The 21,198-nt window shown below is 65.9% G+C and carries 18 protein-coding genes; 7 read left to right on the forward strand and 11 right to left on the reverse strand.

Features of this window, described 5'->3' with window-relative positions:
- Positions 1 to 13: 13 nt before the first annotated feature.
- Positions 14 to 1,789, forward strand: coding sequence for an SLC13 family permease (locus ACLBWL_RS07835; protein ID WP_447791700.1), 1,776 nt, complete (start codon positions 14 to 16; stop codon positions 1,787 to 1,789).
- 167 nt (positions 1,790 to 1,956) lie between these two features.
- Here ACLBWL_RS07835 and ACLBWL_RS07840 read toward each other — a convergent pair whose 3' ends face one another.
- Positions 1,957 to 3,417, reverse strand: coding sequence for an aldehyde dehydrogenase family protein (locus ACLBWL_RS07840; protein ID WP_447792067.1), 1,461 nt, complete (start codon positions 3,415 to 3,417; stop codon positions 1,957 to 1,959).
- Positions 3,418 to 3,523: 106 nt separating this feature from the next.
- Between ACLBWL_RS07840 and ACLBWL_RS07845 the strand changes: the two genes are divergently transcribed.
- From ACLBWL_RS07845 to ACLBWL_RS07855, 3 genes are all read left to right on the forward strand, one after another.
- On the forward strand, positions 3,524 to 4,498 hold the full coding sequence (locus ACLBWL_RS07845; RefSeq protein ID WP_447791702.1) for a quinone oxidoreductase family protein: 975 nt from the start codon (positions 3,524 to 3,526) through the stop codon (positions 4,496 to 4,498).
- A 325-nt stretch (positions 4,499 to 4,823) separates the two neighbouring features.
- A complete protein-coding gene (locus ACLBWL_RS07850; RefSeq protein ID WP_447791704.1) occupies positions 4,824 to 5,504 on the forward strand; it encodes a response regulator transcription factor in 681 nt (226 codons plus the stop codon).
- On the forward strand, positions 5,504 to 6,853 hold the full coding sequence (locus ACLBWL_RS07855) for an ATP-binding protein (protein ID WP_447791706.1): 1,350 nt from the start codon (positions 5,504 to 5,506) through the stop codon (positions 6,851 to 6,853). The genes ACLBWL_RS07850 and ACLBWL_RS07855 overlap by 1 nt, the downstream gene beginning before the upstream one ends.
- A gap of 63 nt (positions 6,854 to 6,916) precedes the next feature.
- On the opposite strand, the gene ACLBWL_RS07860 is transcribed toward ACLBWL_RS07855, so the two are convergent.
- The 9 genes from ACLBWL_RS07860 to aroQ form a co-directional block, all read right to left on the reverse strand.
- A complete protein-coding gene (locus ACLBWL_RS07860) occupies positions 6,917 to 9,451 on the reverse strand; it encodes a TonB-dependent receptor (RefSeq protein ID WP_447791708.1) in 2,535 nt (844 codons plus the stop codon).
- A gap of 363 nt (positions 9,452 to 9,814) precedes the next feature.
- Complete coding sequence (locus ACLBWL_RS07865) at positions 9,815 to 11,143, reverse strand: ABC1 kinase family protein (RefSeq protein WP_447791710.1); 1,329 nt, start codon at positions 11,141 to 11,143, stop codon at positions 9,815 to 9,817.
- A gap of 528 nt (positions 11,144 to 11,671) precedes the next feature.
- Complete coding sequence (glnA, locus tag ACLBWL_RS07870) at positions 11,672 to 13,084, reverse strand: type I glutamate--ammonia ligase (protein WP_447791712.1); 1,413 nt, start codon at positions 13,082 to 13,084, stop codon at positions 11,672 to 11,674.
- A 143-nt stretch (positions 13,085 to 13,227) separates the two neighbouring features.
- Complete coding sequence (locus ACLBWL_RS07875; RefSeq protein WP_055875939.1) at positions 13,228 to 13,566, reverse strand: P-II family nitrogen regulator; 339 nt, start codon at positions 13,564 to 13,566, stop codon at positions 13,228 to 13,230.
- Positions 13,567 to 13,729: 163 nt separating this feature from the next.
- Positions 13,730 to 14,065: an arsenate reductase family protein gene (locus tag ACLBWL_RS07880; protein ID WP_447791715.1), complete on the reverse strand. Its 336-nt coding sequence runs from the start codon at positions 14,063 to 14,065 to the stop codon at positions 13,730 to 13,732.
- Positions 14,062 to 14,565 (reverse strand): hypothetical protein, encoded by a 504-nt coding sequence (locus ACLBWL_RS07885; RefSeq protein ID WP_447791717.1) that lies wholly within the window; start codon positions 14,563 to 14,565, stop codon positions 14,062 to 14,064. The genes ACLBWL_RS07880 and ACLBWL_RS07885 overlap by 4 nt, the downstream gene beginning before the upstream one ends.
- Positions 14,566 to 14,582: 17 nt before the next feature.
- A complete protein-coding gene (gene accC, locus ACLBWL_RS07890; protein WP_447791719.1) occupies positions 14,583 to 15,935 on the reverse strand; it encodes an acetyl-CoA carboxylase biotin carboxylase subunit in 1,353 nt (450 codons plus the stop codon).
- A complete protein-coding gene (accB, locus tag ACLBWL_RS07895) occupies positions 15,935 to 16,438 on the reverse strand; it encodes an acetyl-CoA carboxylase biotin carboxyl carrier protein (RefSeq protein WP_447791720.1) in 504 nt (167 codons plus the stop codon). The genes accC and accB overlap by 1 nt, the downstream gene beginning before the upstream one ends.
- Before the next feature lie 14 nt (positions 16,439 to 16,452).
- The gene (gene aroQ, locus ACLBWL_RS07900; protein ID WP_093399197.1) at positions 16,453 to 16,887 is read right to left on the reverse strand and encodes a type II 3-dehydroquinate dehydratase; all 435 of its coding nucleotides are present in this window, start codon (positions 16,885 to 16,887) and stop codon (positions 16,453 to 16,455) included.
- A 132-nt stretch (positions 16,888 to 17,019) separates the two neighbouring features.
- On the opposite strand from aroQ, the gene thiS reads away from it, so the two are divergent.
- From thiS to ACLBWL_RS07915, 3 genes are all read left to right on the forward strand, one after another.
- A complete protein-coding gene (gene thiS, locus ACLBWL_RS07905) occupies positions 17,020 to 18,027 on the forward strand; it encodes a sulfur carrier protein ThiS (protein ID WP_447791722.1) in 1,008 nt (335 codons plus the stop codon).
- A 125-nt stretch (positions 18,028 to 18,152) separates the two neighbouring features.
- Positions 18,153 to 18,335 (forward strand): CsbD family protein, encoded by a 183-nt coding sequence (locus ACLBWL_RS07910; protein ID WP_056050734.1) that lies wholly within the window; start codon positions 18,153 to 18,155, stop codon positions 18,333 to 18,335.
- Between the two features lie 262 nt (positions 18,336 to 18,597).
- Positions 18,598 to 19,251: an HAD-IA family hydrolase gene (locus ACLBWL_RS07915; protein WP_447791725.1), complete on the forward strand. Its 654-nt coding sequence runs from the start codon at positions 18,598 to 18,600 to the stop codon at positions 19,249 to 19,251.
- A gap of 121 nt (positions 19,252 to 19,372) precedes the next feature.
- Here ACLBWL_RS07915 and ACLBWL_RS07920 read toward each other — a convergent pair whose 3' ends face one another.
- Complete coding sequence (locus ACLBWL_RS07920) at positions 19,373 to 21,043, reverse strand: formate--tetrahydrofolate ligase (protein WP_447791727.1); 1,671 nt, start codon at positions 21,041 to 21,043, stop codon at positions 19,373 to 19,375.
- Positions 21,044 to 21,198 lie beyond the last annotated feature (155 nt).

Genomic DNA, 21,198 nt, shown 5'->3' on the forward strand with positions numbered 1-21,198 from the left:
AAGCGGAGACCCAATGACCGTTCCCCAGTATCTCTCGATCGCCACGCTGTTCGGCATGATGGCGCTCTTCATCTGGGGCAGGTTCCGCTACGACGTCACCGCGATCCTCGCGCTGCTCGCCAGCATCGCGCTCGGCATCGTCAGCCCGAAGGACGCGTTCAAGGGCTTCTCCGACGACATCGTCATCATCGTCGGCTCGGCGCTGGTGATCTCGGCGGCGGTGCAGCGCTCGGGTATCATCGAACGCGCGCTCGCCAAGTTCGCCAGCCGCGTGACCCGCGTCCGCTCGCAATTGCTGCTGCTGACCGCGTCGGTCGGGTTCGCCTCCGCGCTGGTGAAGAACATCGGCGCGCTGGCGATGCTGATGCCCGCCGCGTTCCAGATGGCGAAGAAGAACGACACGTCTCCGTCAGTCTTCCTGATGCCGATGGCGTCCGCATCTTTGCTCGGCGGGCTCATCACGCTGGTCGGCACATCGCCGAACATCATCGTCAGCCGCGTCCGCGAACAGATGACCGGGCATCCGTTCGGCATGTTCGACTATGCCCCTGTCGGCCTAGGCCTCACGCTGATGGGGCTGATCTATCTCCGCTTTGCGTACCGGCTGCTGCCGCGCGATCGTCGCGCCGCCCCGACGATGGGCGAGGCGCTCGACATCAAGGGGTACGTGACCGAGGCGATGATCCCGGAGGGGTCTCCAGCGGTCGACGATACGGTCGACGCGTTCCTCGACCGCCACGACCGCGAGGTGACGATCACGCGGATCCTGCGCGCCGGGATGCGCAGCGCGCCGCATGAGCACACGCATCTCCGCGCGGGCGACACGCTGATCCTCGGCGGCGATCCCGACGCGCTCGAACGCGTGATCGCGCGCGACCGGCTGAAGCTGGAGGGCGAGGACCGCGAGAAGGCGGACGAGGATGACGACGACGAGGTCGGCGTGATCGAGGCGGTGATCGGGCTCGGCTCGGCGCTGGTGGGCAAGACCGCGGCGCGGCTCGCGTTGCAGGCGCGCTACGGCGTCAACCTGATCGCGATCTCGCGGCAGGGCGAGCATCTCTCGCGCCGTCTCGCCAACACCGAGTTGCGCGCCGGCGACGTACTGGTGTTGCAGGGGCCACTCGAGCAATTGCCGGGCAAACTGCGCGATCTCGGCTGTCTGCCGTTGGCGCAGCGCGAGATGCGGCTCGGCGTGTCGAAGCGGAGTTGGTTGCCGATCGGCATCCTGGCCGTGGCGATGAGCGCGACCGCGCTGGGGTTCGTCCCGGTGGCGGTCGCGTTCTTCGCCGCGGCGGGCCTGATCATGGCGACCGGCGTGCTGCCGGTGCGCGAGGCGTACGACCATGTCGAATGGCCGATCCTGATCATGCTCGGCGCGCTGATCCCGGTCAGCGATTCGCTGCGCACCACCGGCGCGTCGGAGGTGATCGCAACCTGGCTGTCGTCGACTGCGGCGACCTTGCCGCCCTGGGGCGCGGTCGCGCTGATCCTGGCGGCGGCGATGGCGGTGACGCCGTTCCTCAACAATGCCGCGACCGTGCTGGTGATGGCGCCGATCGCCGCCACCTTCGCGGGTGATCTCGGGTTTCGGCCGGAGGCGTTCCTGATGGCGACTGCGGTCGGGGCAGGGTGCGATTTCCTCACCCCGATCGGCCACCAGTGCAACACGCTGGTGATGGGGCCGGGCGGGTACAGGTTCAGCGACTACGCACGGCTCGGCGCGCCGCTGTCGCTGCTGGTGTTGCTAATAGGCACCCCGCTAATCGTAGCGGTCTGGCCAATGCACTAGCCCACCTAAATCCTCCCCCGCCAGGGGGAGGTGGCTGGCCCTTGCCAGACGGAGGGGGAGGAAAGGGTCACATCTGTTCCGTGTCCTCCCCCTCCGTCGCCTACGGCGCCACCTCCCCCTGGCGGGGGAGGATCAGAAGAAGATTCCGCGTCTCTCCGGGAAAGGGATTACGCGCCAGCCTCAGCCGGCTTGCCCTCGCGAACGTCCCCCGGCAGGCCGGTAATCGTCTTCACCTCCATGAAGTCCGTCAGCCCATACCGCCCGTTCTCGCGGCCGTTGCCCGATTGCTTGTAGCCACCGAACGGCGCGCCGATGTCCGGGCTCCACGAGTTGATCGTCACCAGCCCCGCGCGCAACCGCGGCGCGACCTTTGCCGCCGCCACCGGATCGCCCGAGATCGTCGCCGACAGCCCGTATTCGGTCGCGTTGGCGATGCGGATGCCCTCGTCCTGATCGGCATAGGACGTGATCGTCGCGACCGGGCCGAAGGTTTCCTCCTGCGCGATCCGCATGTCCGGTCGCACGTCGGTGAACAGCGTCGGCTGGATGTAGAAGCCCGCATTGCGTCCGTCCGGTCGCCCGACGCCGCCCGTCACCAAGGTCGCGCCTTCGTCGATCGCCGACTGGATCAGCCCCTGGATCTTGTCGAACTGCGCCTTGTTGACGACCGGGCCGATATGCTGGCCCATCTCGGCGGGATCGCCGACCTTGGTTTGCTCCATCATCGACTTTACGATCGCAGTCGCCTCCGCGACCTGGCTCGCATGCACCAGCAGCCGGGTCGGCGCGATGCAGCTCTGGCCCGAATTGGCGAGCACGCCCGCGACGGTCGGCGGCAATACGGCCGCCAGATCGGAGCCCTCCAGCACGAGGTTCGCCGCCTTGCCACCGAGTTCCTGATGGACGCGCTTCACCGTCGGTGCTGCGGCCAGTGCCACTGCGATGCCGGCCCGCGTCGAGCCCGTAAAACTCACCATGTCGACGTCGCGGTGCGCGCACAGCGCCGCGCCGACGCCCGGACCGTCGCCGTTGACGAGGTTGAAGACCCCCGCCGGCACGCCCGCCGCGTCCATGATCTCCGCCAGGATCACCGCGCACGATGGTGCCTCCTCGGACGGTTTCAGGATCATCGTGTCGCCCGCCGCCAGCGCCGGGGCCACCTTCGCGCAGATCTGGTTGAGCGGCCAGTTCCACGGCGTGATCATCGCGACGACGCCGAGCGGCTCGTGCACGACGGTCGCATTGCCGATGACTTCGGAGAACTCGAACGCCGCCAGCGCCTTCGCGGTCGCGGAGAAATGCGCGAGCCCCGTTGGCGCCTGCGCCATCGACGCGAGCGCCATCGGTGCGCCCATTTCCTGCGACATCGCCTTCGCCAGATCGGGCATCCGCGCCTTGTATTCGGTCATGATCCGGCCGAGCAGGTCGAGCCTTTCCTGCACGCTGGTCTGGCTCCAGCTCTCGAATGCCGAGCGTGCCGCGGCGACCGCCTTGTCGACATCGGCCGCGGTGCCGAGCGTGATCTCGGTGCAGGGCTGTTCGGTCGACGGGTCGATGACCTGGTAGACGGTACCGCCTTCGCTCGGGACCCACGCGCCGTCGATATACTGGTTCAGATAGCTTTTCATCATGCCTCTCCGCATCTTGTCGTGCAAAGGTTTGGGCTCGGCGCCGATCGGTTGCAACCCGAAACGCGTTCGATAGGTTGACCGGGAAATTCACCAGGAGGCCGGCATGGCGAGAGTAGCATTCATCGAGAAGACCGGCGGCCCCGAGGTGATCCAGTGGCGCGACGTGACGCTGCCGCCGCCAGGCAAGGGCGAGGTGTGGATGCGCAACACGGCGGTCGGACTCAACTATATCGACACCTATCACCGCGGCGGCGTGTACCCGGTTGACCTGCCCTCTGGCCTCGGCAGCGAGGCGGCGGGCGTGGTGATGACGGTCGGCGAAGGCGTCACCGACTTCGCGCCCGGCGACCGCGTCGGTATTTTCGGCCCATCGCGTGGCGCCTATGCGACTGAGCGCAACGTGCCCGCGACCGAACTCTTCCATCTGCCCGATACGCTCGACGATCGCACCGCGGCGGCGATGCTGCTCAAGGGCTGCACCGCGGAGTTTCTGGTCGAGCGCTGCGCCAAGGTCCAGGCGGGGCAGACCGTGCTTGTCCATGCGGCGGCGGGCGGCGTCGGCCACATCCTCGTCGGGTGGTTGAAGGCGATCGGCGCGTCGGTGATCGCAAGCGTCGGCAGCGAGGACAAAGCTGAGCGGACGCGCAAGGCGGGTGCCGATCACATCATCCTCCACAAGTCCGAAGACATCGCCGCACGTGTCCGCGAGATCACCGACGGCAAGGGCGTTCCCGTGGTGCTCGACGGCGTCGGCGGCGCGACGTGGGCCGCCTCGCTCGACAGCGCGGCACGGCGGGGATTGATCGTCAGCTATGGCAATGCCGGCGGTGTGGTGGACGGCGTGAACATCGGCGTCCTTGCGCGGAAGGGCTCGCTGTTCGTCACGCGTCCGACGCTGTTCGATTATTACGTCACGCCCGAGGAGCGGAAGGCCGGCATCGCTCGCCTGTTCGCGATGATCGAGAACGGTGCGATCACCCCCGAGATCGGCCAGACCTTCGCGCTCGAGGACGCAGTCGAAGCGCACCGCGCGATCGAGGGCGGCGCGACGTCCGGCAGCACGCTGCTGCTCCCTTAGTCCGAGCGCAGCTCACGAAAGAGATTGGTTCACGCGAAGCTTGTCCTGAGCGAAGCCGAAGGGGCGCGAAGGCGCGAAGAAGATTTGTTCGCGCGGAGACGCGGAGACGCGGAGGTGTCGCGAGCGGGATCTCTGTCGCGCGCACTTTGGCCGTCGATGATGAGGAGGACCGTTGGTCCCATATTCACCACCTCCGCGTCTCCGCGTCTCCGCGCGAACCCATTCTACTCTCGTCTTTGCGCCTTCGCGCCTTCGCGTGAATCCATGCTAGGCTATCGCTTCCGCGCACGATGATAGCGCAAGCGCCTGCCCGAGTGAGACGACGATGAGCCTGAACCTGTTGCTGGTCGAAGATGATGCGATGTTCGCGCAGACGCTGGCGGAGGAACTCCGCGGACTCGATCATTCCGTCACGGTCGCGGTCGATGGCCGCGAGGCACTGGCGGCGGTCGACAGCGCGCCGTTCGATGCAGTCGTGCTCGATCGGATGTTGCCCAAGGTCGACGGAATGTCGGTGCTGGAACGGCTACGCGGCGGCAACATGACGCTGCCGGTGATCATGCTCACCGCGCTCGGCCGGTCGGTCGAGAAGATCGAGGGATTGCAGGCGGGCGCCGACGATTACGTCGTCAAGCCGGTCGCCGCGGAGGAACTCAGCGCGCGGCTGGGTGCGATCGTCCGCGGGCGCGGCTGGACGGGCGGCAGCGCCGACACGATCCGCGCGAGCGATATCGTCGTCAGCCCGACCAAGTTTCGCGCGTGGCGCGACGGCATCGCGCTCGATCTCGGCAAGCTCGAATTCAAGCTGCTCGCCGAATTCGTCGCCAACGCCGATGCGGTGCTGACGCGGGCGATGCTGGTCGAGCGGGTCTGGGGGTATGACTTCGCGCCGACCACCAACATCGTCGACGTCTATATCCGCCACCTGCGCGTCAAGCTGACCGCGGCGGGGGGCGAGGACCCGATCGTGACGGTGCGCGGCGTCGGTTACATGCTGCGCGGCTGATGCGCTTCCGGTCGCTGCGGGCCCTGACGCTGACGTTCCTGCTGGCGTTTCTCGTCGCGACGCTGGGTACCGGGCTGGCGATCCACAGCGCGACCCGCCAGACCGTGGAGCAGTTGGTCGATCGCCGTATCCTGGCGGTGAACGATAGCGTGGGCGGCGGGAACGGCGCGCGGCGACCCGCCGATATCCTCCGCCGGATCGAGGCGGCGATACGGCAGCGCGACACCGGCGATATCGGCTTCGTTTTGCGCGCAGCCGATGGCCATGTGCTGGCTGGCAACATCACGCCGTCGCGCCGCCTGCCGCTCGGCTTCTCGACGCTGGAAGAGGGGGACCGGATCGCGGGTCTCTCGGCGGGGCGCTCGCTGGTTCGCAACGTCGGCGGCGGCATGACGCTGACGACGATCGCCGAGACCGAGCCGTTCGACGATGCGGACGCCGCGCTGGTTCGCATCACGGTGATCGGGTTCGGATCGATCGTCCTGCTCGTCGTCGGCGGTACGCTGGCGTTCGCGATGACGGTGCGGCGGCGGATCGGCGCGGTGCGAGTCGCGGTCGATGCGATCATCGACGGCGATGTCGGGCACCGCATCCCGGTCGATCGATCGGACGGCGAGTTCGCGCAACTGGCGGTCGCGTTCAATCGCATGCTCGATCGCATCGCCGAGCTGATGGCGAACATCAGCAACGTTTCCAACGATATCGCGCATGATCTTCGCACGCCGTTGGCGCGGTTGCGGAGCCAGCTCGCGCTGTCGCTCGAGCATGCGGTGGGCGATCGGCAGCGCGACGACCTGACCGCGGCGATCGCGATGAGCGACGACGTGCTTGCGATGTTCGCCGCCATCCTGCGGATAGCCGAACTCGAGGAGGGCGATCGCCGCGCGGCCTTCACGTCGTTCGATCTCGCGGCGCTGGTCGATGATGTGGCGTCGATGATGCAGCCGGTGGTGGTCGATGGCGGCCGGACGCTGGTCATCGCCGCCGCCCCGCGGACGCCGATCGTCGGCGACCGGCAGCTGCTCGGCCAGATCGTCGTCAACCTGATCGAGAATGCGATCCGCCATACGCCGGTCGGCAGCCGGATCGAGATCGCGATCGCGACGCGCGGCGATTTCGCTATCCTCAGCGTGACCGATGACGGGCCGGGCATTCCGGACGATCGCCACGACGTGGCGCGGCGGCGGTTCGGTCGGCTCGACCAGAGCCGTCACGATTCGGGGCATGGCCTGGGCCTGCCGCTGGTCGATGCGATTGCGAAGTTGCATCGCGGCACGCTGGCGCTGGAAGACGCCGGCCCCGGACTGCGCGTCGTCGTCAGCCTGCCCAAAGGCCTGCTCAGAGCCTGAACGCAAAACGACCCGAGCGGGCGCTGGTGCCTGCTCGGGTCGCGATGCCAACCTATGCTCGGATCAGAACTTGACCGAGGCCTCCGCGCCGAAGGTGCGCGGCGCGTTGAAGTTGCCGTAGTCGCCGAGGATATTGTTGATGCTACCCGACGTCGAGGTGGCCGAGGTCGGTGCACCCGGCAGGCTGTTCGACGGGTCGCGACGGAAGATATACTGCTTGTCGAACATGTTGCGGACCCATGCCGAGATCGTCACCATGTTCGTGTCGCTCACCCGGATATTGGCGAGTGCGACACGACCGTTGACGAGGAACGAGGCATCGTTCTTGGTCGCGAACTGATCGAAGGCCTGCGTGGCCTGCGAGTAGTTGCCGTCGAGGTGGAACTTCAGATCCATGTCGCCGAGCGGCATCGTGTAGTCGATCGCGCCGTTGGCGGCATTGCGCGGCGTGAACACGATGTAGAAGTTTTGGTACACGCCGGTCGACGCGATCAGCACGGGCGGGATCTTGGTGTAGGTATAGGCGTAGCCCGCGGTCAGCGTCAGGCCGGTGACCGGCTGCACCGTCAGATCGGCCTCGATGCCGCGGATCTTGGTGATGCCGGGGGCATTGATCGTGACCAGGTTGTTGAAGCTGCCCGACGCGGTGGTCTGGATCGAGCTGATGTCGACCTGGCTGTTCTTGCGGTCCATGATGTAGCCGGCAAGGTTCAGGCGTGCGCGGTGGTTCCAGAAATCGGTCTTCGCGCCGATCTCGTACGACTTCACGTCCTCGGGGTTGAACGTCTGGTAGTTCGACGTGCGCGAGCTGGCACCACCGGCGCGGTAGCCGGTCGCGTATTTCGCATACAGATGCACCGAATCGCTGGCGTCGTAGGCGAGCGTCGCCATCGGATTGAAGCGGTTCCAGCTGGCGTCGAGCGGCTTGTAGCCCGCCGCGGTCAGCTGTGCCGGGGTGGCGGTGTCGTAGTTCAGGTTGCGCGAGAAGTGCAGGACGCCCTGCTTCTCGTCATGCGTGTAGCGACCACCGGCGGTCAGGTGGATCGCGTCGGTCGCGTTCCACGTCACCTGGCCGTAGCCCGCATAGCTCTTCGAGAAGACTTCCGATGCACGATCGATCGAGCGGCAGCCGACCTGCGACCCGAACCCACCCGAGCCAGTGCACGGATCGAGAACCGAGATGGTCGTCAGCGCGGAGTTGAACGCGAGCGAGTTCGGCGTCGCCGCGTCGTCGCTGATGTGCTCGTTGAAGTAATACAGGCCGGCGACATAATCGATCTGGCCGACGGTGCCGACCGCCTGGAATTCCTGGCTGAACTGGTTCTGATGCAGGTCGGCGAGGCTGTAGCGGCTGAAGTTACACGCGCTGCCGGTGCAACCAGCGGCGACGACGGGCACGCGGTGATACCCGCCGCTATTGTCCCACTGCGTTGCGCTGACGCCGCGCCATGCGGTGATCGACCGGAGTTCGATCTCGGGCGCGACATCCCAACGGATGTTCGAGGTGAAGCCGTGCGTCTTGTCGATGCTCGGCTGCTGCGGCACGCCGATATCGGCGGTCTTCATCCGGCTGGTGCCATTGACGACGACCTGGCTCGGCAGCGGCTTCACCGTGCCGGTCAGCGTGGCGTAGTTCGAACCCGGCAGGTAGCAGGCGGACGACGCGGCCTGCGTCCCGGCCTTACAGCCGTTCGGGTTGTAGTTCAGCAGCTGGCTGTAGAACGGGCTGTTCGAGTCGTAGCCGTTGTCGTAGCTGAAATCGGCGGTCATGCCCGAGACCGGGTGGATCCGCGCTGTCGCCTTGAAGCCGCGACGATCGTAATAGTTGAAGCCGGTCTGGCCGGCGAGCGGGTTCTTGGTGGTCGGGCCCTGATACTGGACGACGCCATCGAGCTTCAGCGACACGCCGTAGACTTCGGGAAGGTCGAGCCGCAGCGCGCCGTTATAGCCGCCATAGTTGGCGATGCCCGCGGTGGCGCTGCCGCCCCATTTGCCGCTCGGGCCCTTGGTGACGATGCTCAGCGCGCCGCCTTCGGTGTTGCGACCGAACAGCGTGCCCTGCGGACCCTTGAGAACCTCGATCCGGTCGACGTCGAACAGCGCCGCGTTCAGGCCGTGCTGGCGACCGAGATAGACGCCGTCGATATAGACGCCGACGCCCTGCTCGCGGGCGGGCTGATTGGCGTCGAGCGGAACGATGCCGCGGATACCGATCGTGAGCGCGGACTGGCGCGCCTCGAACGTCGCGACGCGCAACGACGGCACGGCGCCGTCGGCGAGATCGTAGAGGCTCTGGACGTGACGATCGGTCAGCGCCTGGCTGCTGAGCACGTTGATCGCGATCGGGGTCTTCTGCAGGTTCGTCTCGCGCTTGGTCGCGGTGACGACGATCTCGCCGAGACCGGTCTGGTCTGCGGGGTCGGCGGCTGGCGCTACTGCCGGATCGGTTGGATCGGTCGGCGTCGTCGTCGCGGGAGCGGTTACGGCGGCGTCCTTGGCATTCACCGGATCGGCATGCGCGAGAGCGGGCGAGGCGATCGCCACGGTCAGCGCGGCGCCGGCCAGCAACCGCACGCGCAGGCTTGCTGCATTCAACATCGAGATTTCCCTTTTCAGACACCTTTGCCTTGAGGGGCGCGATAGGAGGCGGACGTGGCGCCTTGGTTACGGATTTAAGAATCGCGTGTAGGGTATCTTTAATGTTCGTTTAATGTTGGGGCGCGGTGGTGGCGTGCCGATCCAGAATCGCAACGGGCGTGGCTTGCCGATCGTGACGCCACGAAGGGGGCGAGCAAACGCGCCGCCGCCGACCATTCCGATTGCCCCCGACTCGAGTATCCGAGTCTACATCGTGCGGGCGCGCACCGCGCGACTATTGCCGGCGCGGCCCCCTGCGATTTTTTTGCCGTGTTTTCAGGCGGCCATGTTTTCAGGCGCCCATGTTTTCAGGCGGCGGTGCGTTCAGCCGAACGCGTCGGCAATCATCGCGCGGATGTCGATGCGCGCTTTCAACCGCGCGGCGAGCAGCGCGGTGCCACTGATCTTGCGCTGGACGAACAGCGTGTCGATCGGCGGGAGGTGCCAGGTGCCGCGGTCGCGCGCGATCTCGGTGCCCTGGTCGCGGAGCACGCTGACGAACGCGCGGTCACCGAAGTCGAACGGGCCAGGCTTGGCGAGTTCGGCGAGAATCACGTCGATCATCCGGTCGACCAGCGCGCGGTGCTGGAGCACCGCTGCTTCGCCGAGAAAACCGGCGGCGATCGCGGCCTCGCGCACCGCGTCGCGGTCACCGGCGAGCGCGGCGGTCAGCAGGCGTCGATAGCCTAGCGCGGTCTCGGCCGGTATCGGGCGGGCAGCACCGAAGTCGAGCAGGACGAGCTTTTCAGTGTCGGGCTGCCAGCGGTAATTGGCGAAGTTCGGATCGGTCTGCATCAGATGCCAGTCGAACAGCTCGCGCAGTACCAGCGATATCAGGTCGTGCATCACCGCATCGCGCACCGTTTGCGACGCGGTTTCCAGCGTCTCGACCGGCACGCCGGCGACGAAGCTCATCGCCAGGACGCGCGGCGTGGTGAGATCGGAATACAGCTTGGGGACGACGAACGCTGTCTGATCGGCGAGCAGCTCGCCGTAGCGCGCGAGCATCTGCGCCTCACGGAGGTAATCGGCTTCCTCATGGAGTTGCTTCTTCGCTTCGGCGAGCAAAGGCGCGATGTCGAGCGACTTGGGGAGCATGCCCGACACGCGCAGCAGCGTCGCAACGTTGTCGACATCGGCGTCGATGCTCTCCTTCACGCCGGGATACTGGACCTTGATCGCGAGTTCAGTGCCGTCCGGCATTCGAGCGCGGTGAACCTGACCGATTGAAGCGGCGGCGACCGGGTGCGCCTGGAAATGCGCGAACTTGCGGCGCCAGTCCTTGCCCCATTCGGCGGCAAGCACGCGGTCGAGCTGCTGCGGCGGCATATGGTAGGCGTTGTTGCGCAGCCGTGCGAGGATCGTCGCGAGTTCGGGCGGGAGCATGTCGCCCGCGTCCATCGAGATCATCTGGCCCAGCTTCATCGCAGCACCACGCAGGTGGGATAGCTGGTCGGCGACGCGGGTGGCGTTGGCGGGGGTCATCAGAAGGTCGCCGAGCTTGGGCCGTTCACCGCTCGCGAGGCGGCGCGCGCCTTCGGCAACGACCCCGCCCGCGACGCCACCGGCGAGTTTGCCGAAGATGCCGAGGCGCGCGAGGCGGCCGCTCGGGATGGCGCGTCCGGCGCCGGCGTTTCCGCTGTCTTCGGTCACGGGTGTTCCTTGATTTTGGGGAAGCTTTCTCACGAGATATGGGTGGCGGGAGCGGTCGATCAATTGGAGCACCCGCGCGAAGTTAACCGATGCTACCCTGGTGTTCGCCCGCGAACCCGGGAGCCCCGGGGGTTCGAACGCTATGGCTTTGGACTCCCGCGTTCGCGGGAGAACCAAAGACTTTACCGAGCAATCTCGCCCTCGAGCGTCTCCCGATCTCACCGGCGCTCCCGCCCGCCCGGCCGTCATCCCAGCGAAAGCTGGGATATCAGCGTGAGGTAGACGTCGCGTGTCACGAGGAAGATCGCAGTTTTCGTTGGGGTCATGGGATAGCTGGGTCACGGGACAGTGATTCAGCTGTCACACGGCCCGGTGATTTCGGCGTTACAACAGAAAAAGGGCGCCCGGATTGCTCCGCGCGCCCTCTTTTCAATTCGCGACGTGGCGAAGCCACGCCGTCGGTCGTCGCTGCTCGACGCCGGCCGACAGCGGCTGTGCGCTCTCGCGCACCGCTGCCGGCACGGCTGCTCAGCCGCTATAGTACATATCATACTCGACCGGGCTGGGCGTCATCTCCCAGCGCGCGACTTCGGCGCGCTTGATCTCGATATACGCCTCGATCTGGTCCGCCGAGAACACGTCGCCCTTGAGCAGGAAATCGTGGTCCGCCGCCAGGCAGTCGAGCGCCTCGCGGAGCGAACCCGCGACGGTCGGGACCTGCGCGAGCTCTGCCGGCGGCAGGTCGTACAGATTCTTGTCCATCGCTTCGCCCGGATGGATCTTGTTGAGGATGCCGTCCATGCCCGCCATCATCAGCGCCGCATAGGCGAGATACGGGTTGGCGAGCGCGTCGGGGAAGCGCACTTCGACGCGCTTCGCCTTGGGGCCGGTGCCGTAGGGAATGCGGCACGAGGCCGAGCGGTTGCGTGCCGAATAAGCGAGCAGCACCGGGGCTTCGTAGCCGGGGACGAGGCGCTTGTAGCTGTTGGTCGACGGGTTGGTGAAGGCGTTGACCGCCTTGGCGTGCTTGATCACGCCACCGATGAAATACAGGCACATGTCGCTCAGGCCCGCATAGCCGTTGCCGGCGAACAGCGGCGTCTTGCCGTTCCAGATCGAGAAATGCGTGTGCATGCCCGAGCCGTTGTCCTCCTTGATCGGCTTCGGCATGAACGTCGCGGTCTTGCCGTAGGCGTGCGCGACCTGGTGGACGACGTACTTGTAGATCTGCATGCGATCCGCGGTCTGCGTCAGCGTGCCGAAGGTCAGGCCCAGCTCATGCTGCGCGGCCGCGACCTCGTGGTGATGCTTGTCGCAGGGCAGGCCCATCTCGATCATCGTCGAGACCATCTCGCCGCGGATGTCGACGGCCGAGTCGACCGGCGCGACCGGGAAATACCCGCCCTTCGCGCGCGGACGATGGCCCATATTGCCACCTTCATATTCGCGACCGGAATTGCCCGGCAGCTCGATGTCGTCGATCTTGTAGTAGCTGCTCGAATAGGTGTTTTCGAAGCGGACGTCGTCGAACATGAAGAATTCGGCTTCGGGGCCGACATAGACGGTGTCGCCGACGCCGGTAGTCAGCAAATACGCCTCGGCGCGCTTGGCGGTCGAGCGCGGGTCGCGGGCGTACAGCTCGCCGGTGACCGGATCGGCGATGTCGCAGATCAGGATCATCATCGGAGTCGCCGAGAACGGATCGATGTAGATCGCATCGAGATCGGGCTTGAGCGTCATGTCGCTCTCGTTGATCGCCTTCCAGCCCTCGATCGACGAACCGTCGAACATCAGGCCGTCGGTCAACTCGTCTTCGCCGATCAGGCTGGCGACCATCGTCAGATGCTGCCACTTGCCCTTGGGATCGGTGAACCGCAGATCGACCCACTCGATCTCCTGCTCCTTGATCATCTTGAGAACGTCGGAGGCCGAATTCGCCATGATGCTTGCCCTTCGTTTAAGAGATTGCCCACGCCGTGCGGGGGAATCTAATTGCTGTATGGAACTGGATTTCCACACAATGTTGCGCTGCGTCAAATGACGATGTCGTCACGCGTCGTCAACGCCGTATGTGTGGTTTCGACCTAGATCGCGTCGTCGTCGCGTTCGCCGGTGCGGATGCGAAGCGCGCTCTCGACCGGAATGACGAAAATCTTGCCATCGCCGATCCGGCCAGTCTGTGCGGCGGCCGCGATCGCCTCGACGACGCGCTGCGCAAGCCCGTCCTCGACGACGACTTCGAGCTTCACCTTGGGCAGGAAATCGACGACGTATTCCGCACCGCGATACAGCTCGGTGTGGCCCTTCTGCCGGCCGAAGCCCTTGGCCTCGGTCACGGTGATGCCGCTCACGCCGATCTCGTGGAGCGCTTCCTTCACCTCATCGAGCTTGAACGGCTTGATGATGGCTTCGATCTTTTTCACAGCTACGCCCCTGACAGTCGTTGAAACCCTCGCCCTTGCGGGCGCCTTGCACCAAGCGTGCCAGCCGCAGCGCCCTCGGGCAACCGTGGAATATCGTTGATTTCACTGCCCGAAATTGCGGCACCTGGGCGGTGCTTGCGCAATGTAAGGGCAGGGCGGTCGATCACAGGATCTCGTGCAGCCGCGCGATCGGACGGCCGAGCCGGACGCCCTTGTCGGTCTCGACCAGCGGGCGTTCGATCAGCAATGGATCGATCATCATCGCATCGAGGATCGCCTCGGCGTCGCCATGCTTCACGGCCTTGGCGCCGTCCTCGGCCATGCGGAGACCCTGGCGCGGCGTCATGCCCGCGCGGTCGTAGAGGCGGACGAGTTCCGTGCGGGTCGGCGGGGTCTTCAGATATTCGACGATCGTGACGTCCGCCCCGGCCTCCTGCAGCAGGGCGAGCGCCTCGCGGGACTTCGAGCAACGCGGGTTGTGGTAGATCGTCGCCTTCACGATGCAGCTTTTCCCGTACGCCATTCCGTCATCGCGCGCCGATACTGCTCGGATGCCTTGAGACGCGGCATGTAGCGGATCGGGCGGCGGCTTGCGAACGGCACGCTCATGTTCGTCAGGCTTCCCCGTGCGCCGCAATAGGTGCTGCACCCCCGATTGCCATCGTCGAGTTTGAGCGAAGACCCGGCGCGCGAGACCGTGAGCACGCACGCCGGTTCTCCGGGTAACGGCGTTTCGAGGTCGCGATAGACGAGTGTCGCCCCGCGGGAAGTCGCGATGCCAGCGATGTCGCACTGATGACCGTTGAAGAAATCGAGATGCGCGCGGACATAGGCTGCGTTCGCAGCTACGGGCACGATCTCGACGACATTCTCGCCCGTGTATTTTTCGCCGGTCACCGTGCCGTCGGCAAACTGGGCGTAATAGCGCCCGGCCAATCCCTTGACCGGATCGGGGGATGCCGGTCCCGCAGCCAGCAGGACCGGAACGGCAAGTAACATCCACCGCGACATCGTCCCTACGCCCCCTGCTTGGCCAACCACTCTTCCAGCCACTTGATCGTGTACGCGCCTTCCTGGAACTCGGGGTCGTCGAGCAGGGACTGATGCAGCGGGATCGTCGTCGTGACGCCTTCGATCACCATTTCCTCGAGCGCCCGCCGCAACCGGCGCAGCGCACCCTGCCGCGTCGTTCCGTAGACGATCAGCTTGGCGATCATCGAGTCGTAGTAGGGCGGCACGCGATACCCCGCGTACAGCCCGCTATCGACGCGGACGTGCATCCCACCTGGCGCATGATACACCTTCACCAGCCCCGGCGACGGCGCGAACGTGCGCGGGTCCTCGGCGTTGATGCGGCACTCGATCGCATGGCCGCGGAACTGGACGTCCTGCTGGCGGAGCGTCAGCGGATGGCCTTCCGCCACGCGGATCTGCTCGCGCACCAGATCCAGGCCGGTTATCATCTCGGTCACCGGATGCTCGACCTGGAGCCGGGTATTCATCTCGATGAAGTAGAACTCGCCCGCTTCCCACAGGAACTCGATCGTCCCCGCGCCGCGATAGCCCATGTCAGCCATCGCCTTGGCGACGATCCCGCCCATCCGCTCGCGCTCTTCCGCGGTGATGATCGGCGAGGGCGCTTCCTCGAGCACCTTCTGGTGGCGACGCTGCAACGAGCAGTCGCGCTCGCCCAAGTGAATCGCGTTACCCTCACCGTCGCCGAAGATCTGGAATTCGATATGCCGCGGATTGCCGAGGTATTTTTCCATGTAGACGGTCGCGTCGCCGAACGCGGCCTTCGCCTCGCTGCCGGCCTGCTGCATCTGCGTTTCGAGATCTTCGGCATCGTTGACGACCTTCATCCCGCGCCCGCCGCCGCCCGATGCCGCCTTGATGATCACCGGATAGCCGATCGACTCGGCGATCGCCTTTGCCTCGGCAATGTCGCTGATTGCGCCGTCCGAACCGGGGACGAGCGGCAACCCGAGCGCGCCCGCGGTGCGCTTCGCCTGGACCTTGTCGCCCATCGTGCGGATGTGCTCGGGCTTGGGCCCGACGAACAGGATGTTGTGCAGCTCGACGATCTCGGCGAACTGCGCGTTCTCGCTGAGGAAGCCGTAGCCCGGATGGATCGCGTCGGCGCCGCTGATCTCTGCCGCCGAGATGATGTTCGGGATGTTCAGATAGCTGTCGGTCGCCGATGGCGGTCCGATGCAGATCGCCTCGTCCGCGAGCCGAACGTGCATCGCGTCGGCGTCGGCGGTAGAGTGCACCGCGACCGTCTTGATGCCCATCTCGTGGCAGGCACGGTGGATCCGCAGCGCGATCTCGCCGCGATTCGCAATGAGCAGCTTGTTGATTTGCCGCATTATTCCACCACGACCAGCGGCTGGTCGAACTCGACCGGCTGGCCGTTCTCGACCAGGATCGCGGTCACGGTGCCGGCCGAGGGCGCGACGATCGTGTTCATCACCTTCATCGCCTCGATGATCAGCAGCGTATCGCCCGCATTGACCTTTTGGCCGACCGTCGAGAACGGCTTAGCCTCGGGGTTGGCGGCGAGATAGACGGTGCCGACCATCGGCGACTTGACCGCACTCGCGCTGATCGCGGGGGCGGACGCGCCGACCTCAGCCTGCGGGATCGACAGCGGTGGCGACACGGGGGCCGGGGCGGGCGCCTGCGCATAGTGCGCTACGGGTGCCGCCTGGGCGGCTTTCCGCGCGACGCGAATCCGGCGCGAGCCGTCCTCGACTTCGATCTCGGTCAGCTGCGTGGTGTCGAGCAGTTCGGCGAGCTGGCGCACCAGGGTCACGTCGACCTGCATTGCGCCCGTGCTGCCAAAGGGGGTGGTTTCTGGTGTATCGTTCATGGCGGGGCCTCCTGTCAGAACCGTGCGACGGCTTCAAGCGCGAGCAGATACGAAAGCGCGCCGAAACCCGCGATCGTACCCTTCGCCGCCTGACCGACCAGGCTCACATGCCTGAACGATTCACGGGTGTGGGGATTGGAAAGATGCACTTCGATGACCGGCGTCTTCACGCCCTTGATCGCGTCGTGGACCGCGACCGAGGTATGCGTGAACGCGCCGGCGTTGAGGATCACCGCCTTCGCCCCGCGTGCCTGCGCCTCCTGGATCCAGTCGACGAGGTGGCCCTCGTGATTCGACTGGCGCATGTCGATCTCCAGGTCGAGCTCGCGCGCGCGGTCTTCCAGCATCCCGGCGATATCGTCGAGCGTCTCGTCGCCATAGATTTCCGGCTCGCGCGTTCCCAGCAGATTGAGGTTGGGGCCGTTCAGGACGAATATCGTATCGGGCAAGGGCGGCCTTTCGGTTACGGGTCGGTTGCGGGTGCTACGGAGCGGTCTCTATATGCGGCTCACGCCATTCCTTACAGGCCCGTCTCGCGACAAGTCGAGCCGCGCCGTCGCTATATAATGGATACTGTACCCATGCCCCATTCAGACGGCACCGTCTCGATCACCGTCAACGGCGAGCACAAGCGTGTCGCTGCCGGGTTGAGCCTCGCGGGACTCGCGACCGAACTCGGCCTCGTACCCGAGAAGATTGCGGTCGAGCGCAACATGGAGGTGGTGCCGCGCTCGACCTTGGCGGACGTGATGGTCGAGGACGGCGACGATCTCGAGATCGTGCATTTCGTCGGAGGCGGGGACCATGATGATAGCGGGCATGAGGACAGCTGGACGGTCGCGGGCCAGACCTTCAAGTCGCGGCTGATCGTCGGCACCGGCAAATACAAGGATTTCGCGCAGAACGCCGCCGCGGTCGAGGCATCAGGCGCGGAGATCGTCACTGTCGCCGTGCGCCGCGTCAACGTGTCGGATCGCAACGCGCCGATGCTGACCGACTTCATCGATCCGAAGAAGATCACCTACCTCCCCAACACCGCCGGCTGCTTCGACGCCGAATCGGCGATTCGCACGCTGCGACTGGCGCGCGAGGCGGGCGGCTGGGAGCTGGTGAAGCTCGAAGTGCTCGGCGAGGCGAAGACGCTTTATCCCGACATGGTCGAGACACTGCGCGCGACCGAGATCCTGGCGAACGAGGGCTTCAAGCCGATGGTCTATTGCGTCGACGATCCGATCGCCACCAAGCGCCTCGAGAACGCCGGCGCTGTCGCGATCATGCCGCTGGGCGCGCCGATCGGTTCGGGGCTGGGCATCCAGAACCGCGTGACGATCCGGTTGATCGTCGAGGGGGCAGGGGTGCCCGTGCTGGTCGATGCCGGCGTCGGCACCGCGTCGGATGCGGCGGTGGCGATGGAGCTCGGTTGCGACGGCGTGCTGATGAACACCGCGATTGCCGAGGCGAAGGACCCGCTGATGATGGCCGCGGCAATGAAGCTGGCTATCGAATCAGGGCGTCTGGCCTATCGCGCCGGGCGCATGGGCCAGCGCCGCTATGCCGATCCGTCGAGCCCGCTGGCAGGTCTGATCTGAAACAGTCTGATCTGAAACAGGGGTCATGACGAGAACGTCACGGAACCCACGGTAAAGACAGCCGTTATATCTCCACAAGTTCAAGCGGCCCGGCAGTCGGGTCTGCAAAGATGATGGAGGCTCTGATGGGTGAGTTCACCGATAAGGTCGCAGCAGCAGGCAACAAGGTTGCAGGCAACGTCAAGGAAGCCGTCGGCAAGGCGACCGATAACGAGAAGCTGGTAGCCGAGGGCGAGGCGCAGCAGGCCAAGGGCACTGCGCAGAACGTCAAGGGCAGCGTCAAGGGCGCACTCGGCGACGACATCTAAGCTTTAGCTTGGTGTGGGAATACAGGCCGCTTCGGGAAACCGGAGCGGCCTTTTCTTTGTCCGGTAGGTTTTTACTGCCGCCACTATCAGAACTGCCACCACCCCGGCGAAGGCCGGGGCCCAATTGGGGGACGATTCTGATAAAGGGCGGGGCGCCGTTACCTCGGACATGCCAATTGGGCCCCGGCCTTCGCCGGGGTGGTGCAGAGAACCGAACCAAACCACCTTGCCCAACCCGCCAACCTCCCTCACGAGCACCCGCATGACTCTCCCCACCCGCAGCTATGCCGCCTTCCTGTTCGACATGGACGGCACGATCCTGACCTCGATCGCGTCGGCCGAGCGCACCTGGACCAAATGGGCGATCGCGCACGGCCTCGACGCCGCGACGTTCGTCCCGACGATCCACGGCGTGCAATCGGTCGAGACTGTCCGACGCCTGAACCTCCCCGGTGTGGATCCGGTTGCCGAAGCCGCAGCGATCACCGCGGCCGAGATGAAGGACGTGGACGATATTGAGCCCATCGCCGGCGCCGCGGCGTTCCTGGCAAGCCTGCCGCCCGAACGCTGGACGATCGTCACTTCGGCACCGCGAGCGTTGGCCGAAGTCCGGTTAAAGGCGGCTGGCCTGCCGATCCCTTCGACCATGATCGCGGCCGATGACATCCCCAACGGCAAGCCGGCACCCGATTGTTTCCTAGTCGCGGCCAAACGGCTCGGCTTTGCGGCGGGCGATTGCCTCGTGTTCGAGGACGCCGCCGCTGGGATCGCGGCGGGTGAAGCGGCGGGGGCGGATGTGCTGGTTATCACCGCCACGCATTCGCACGGGGTGAAGACGTCGCATCCTACGGCGGCCGATTATATCGGGCTATCGGTGGCGGCGCGTGCGGACGGGCTTGCCCTCACGCGAGACTGACACGCCCCCGCTCGTCATCCTGACGACGTCAGGACCCCAAGCCACGATGGTCGGCATCTGGTATCCTGGGTCCTGACTTTCGTCAGGATGACGGGAGTGTGGGGGATCTTCCACCCTGCTCTTAGAACAGCCCCTCGATCAGCCCGTCCTCGTTCAAATGGATCGCCTCCGCCGCCGGCACGCGCGGCAGGCCCGGCATGGTCATGATCTCGCCGCAGATCGCCACGACGAACCCCGCACCAGCGGCGAGGCGGACTTCGCGGACCGGAACGATGTGGCCGGTTGGCGCGCCTAACAAGGCGGGATCGGTCGAGAAGCTGTACTGGGTCTTGGCAAGGCACACGGGCAGATGCCCATAGCCCGCGTCCTCCCAGCGCCTGAGCTGCGCCAATACGCTCGGCTCGGCGACCGCGTGTTCGGCGCGATAGATGCGCCGCGCGACCGTGTCGATCTTGTCGAACAGCGACAGTTCGTCGCCATAGATCGGCGCAAATCCGCCGCCATGCGTCTCGCAGATTTCGGCGACCGCGTCGGCCAGCTCGACTGCGCCGGCGCCGCCTTCGGCCCAATGCCGGCAGAGGATCGCGCGCGAGCCGTGCTGGGCCGCGGCCTCCTGGATCGCGGCGATCTCGGCATCGCTGTCGGTGTAGAAATGGTTGATCGCGACGATCGCGGGGACGCCGAACTGGCGGATGTTCTCGATATGGCGGACGAGGTTGACCGCGCCCTTGCGGACCGCCTCGACGTTCTCGTGCGCGAGATCGGCCTTCGCCACGCCGCCGTTCATCTTCAGCGCGCGCGCGGTGGCGACGATCACGACCGCGTCGGGGGCGAGACCCGCCTGGCGGCACTTGATGTCGAAGAACTTCTCTGCGCCCAGGTCGGCGCCAAAGCCGGCTTCTGTAACGACGTAATCGCCGAGCGACAGCGCCGCCCGCGTCGCGATGACCGAGTTGCAGCCATGCGCGATGTTGGCGAAAGGGCCGCCGTGAAGGAAGGCGGGCGTGCCTTCGAGCGACTGGACGAGATTTGGCTTGATCGCTTCGGCCAGCAGCACCGCCATCGCGCCGTCGGCCTTGAGATCGCGCGCGGTGATCGGCTTGCGGTCGCGGGTGTAGGCAACGACGATATCGCCCAGTCGCCGCTCCATGTCGGCGAGGTCGTTGGCGAGGCACAGGATCGCCATGACTTCGGAGGCAACGGTGATGTCGAACCCCGATTCGCGCGGATAGCCGTTGGCGACGCCGCCGATCGACTGGACGATGTCGCGTAGTGCACGGTCGTTCATGTCGAGGACGCGGCGCCAGACCACGCGGCGGACGTCGATCTGGAGCGCGTTGCCCCAGTGGATGTGGTTGTCGATCATCGCCGCGAGCAGGTTGTGCGCGGCGGTAATTGCGTGAAAATCACCGGTGAAGTGGAGGTTGATGTCCTCCATCGGCGCGACCTGCGCGCGTCCGCCGCCGGTCGCGCCGCCCTTGGTGCCGAAGCAGGGGCCGAGCGAGGGTTCGCGTAACGCCAGAACCGCTTTGCGCCCGGTGTGGCGCAGCGCATCGGCGAGACCGATCGAGGTGGTCGTCTTGCCTTCGCCCGCGGGAGTCGGGTTGATCGCGGTGACGAGGATCAGGCGGCCTTTCGCGCTCGATTTGCGCGTTTCGAGCCAGTCGAGCGCGATCTTGGCCTTGTAGCGGCCATAGGGCTCGATCGCCGCGTCGGGGATGCCAAGGCCGTCCGCGATGGTGGCGATGGGGCGCAGCGCGACGCTGCGGGCGATGGCGATATCGGTGTCCATGCGGGCGTGCGTAGCGGCGGACGGGGCGGGGTGCCAGAGTTGCGTAACGATCCGACGTCAAACACGCTGACCACCCCGGCGAAGGCCGGGGCCCAATTGGGGGACGATGCGGGGAGAGCGTTGCCTCCAGTTACTCTGACCTTCCCAATTGGGCC

The sequence above is a fragment of the Sphingomonas sp. M1A8_2b genome (assembly GCF_053345535.1).

Excerpts from the sequence above, each read along its gene's own strand:
- ACLBWL_RS07835 (WP_447791700.1), top strand. The coding sequence starts at position 14 with ATGACCGTTCCCCAGTATCTCTCGATCGCCACGCTGTTCGGCATGATG.
- ACLBWL_RS07840 (WP_447792067.1), bottom strand. The coding sequence starts at position 3,417 with ATGAAAAGCTATCTGAACCAGTATATCGACGGCGCGTGGGTCCCGAGC.
- ACLBWL_RS07845 (WP_447791702.1), top strand. The coding sequence starts at position 3,524 with ATGGCGAGAGTAGCATTCATCGAGAAGACCGGCGGCCCCGAGGTGATC.
- ACLBWL_RS07850 (WP_447791704.1), top strand. The coding sequence starts at position 4,824 with ATGAGCCTGAACCTGTTGCTGGTCGAAGATGATGCGATGTTCGCGCAG.
- ACLBWL_RS07855 (WP_447791706.1), top strand. The coding sequence starts at position 5,504 with ATGCGCTTCCGGTCGCTGCGGGCCCTGACGCTGACGTTCCTGCTGGCG.
- ACLBWL_RS07860 (WP_447791708.1), bottom strand. The coding sequence starts at position 9,451 with ATGTTGAATGCAGCAAGCCTGCGCGTGCGGTTGCTGGCCGGCGCCGCG.
- glnA (WP_447791712.1), bottom strand. The coding sequence starts at position 13,084 with ATGGCGAATTCGGCCTCCGACGTTCTCAAGATGATCAAGGAGCAGGAG.
- ACLBWL_RS07885 (WP_447791717.1), bottom strand. The coding sequence starts at position 14,565 with ATGTTACTTGCCGTTCCGGTCCTGCTGGCTGCGGGACCGGCATCCCCC.
- accC (WP_447791719.1), bottom strand. The coding sequence starts at position 15,935 with ATGCGGCAAATCAACAAGCTGCTCATTGCGAATCGCGGCGAGATCGCG.
- accB (WP_447791720.1), bottom strand. The coding sequence starts at position 16,438 with ATGAACGATACACCAGAAACCACCCCCTTTGGCAGCACGGGCGCAATG.
- thiS (WP_447791722.1), top strand. The coding sequence starts at position 17,020 with ATGCCCCATTCAGACGGCACCGTCTCGATCACCGTCAACGGCGAGCAC.
- ACLBWL_RS07910 (WP_056050734.1), top strand. The coding sequence starts at position 18,153 with ATGGGTGAGTTCACCGATAAGGTCGCAGCAGCAGGCAACAAGGTTGCA.
- ACLBWL_RS07915 (WP_447791725.1), top strand. The coding sequence starts at position 18,598 with ATGACTCTCCCCACCCGCAGCTATGCCGCCTTCCTGTTCGACATGGAC.
- ACLBWL_RS07920 (WP_447791727.1), bottom strand. The coding sequence starts at position 21,043 with ATGGACACCGATATCGCCATCGCCCGCAGCGTCGCGCTGCGCCCCATC.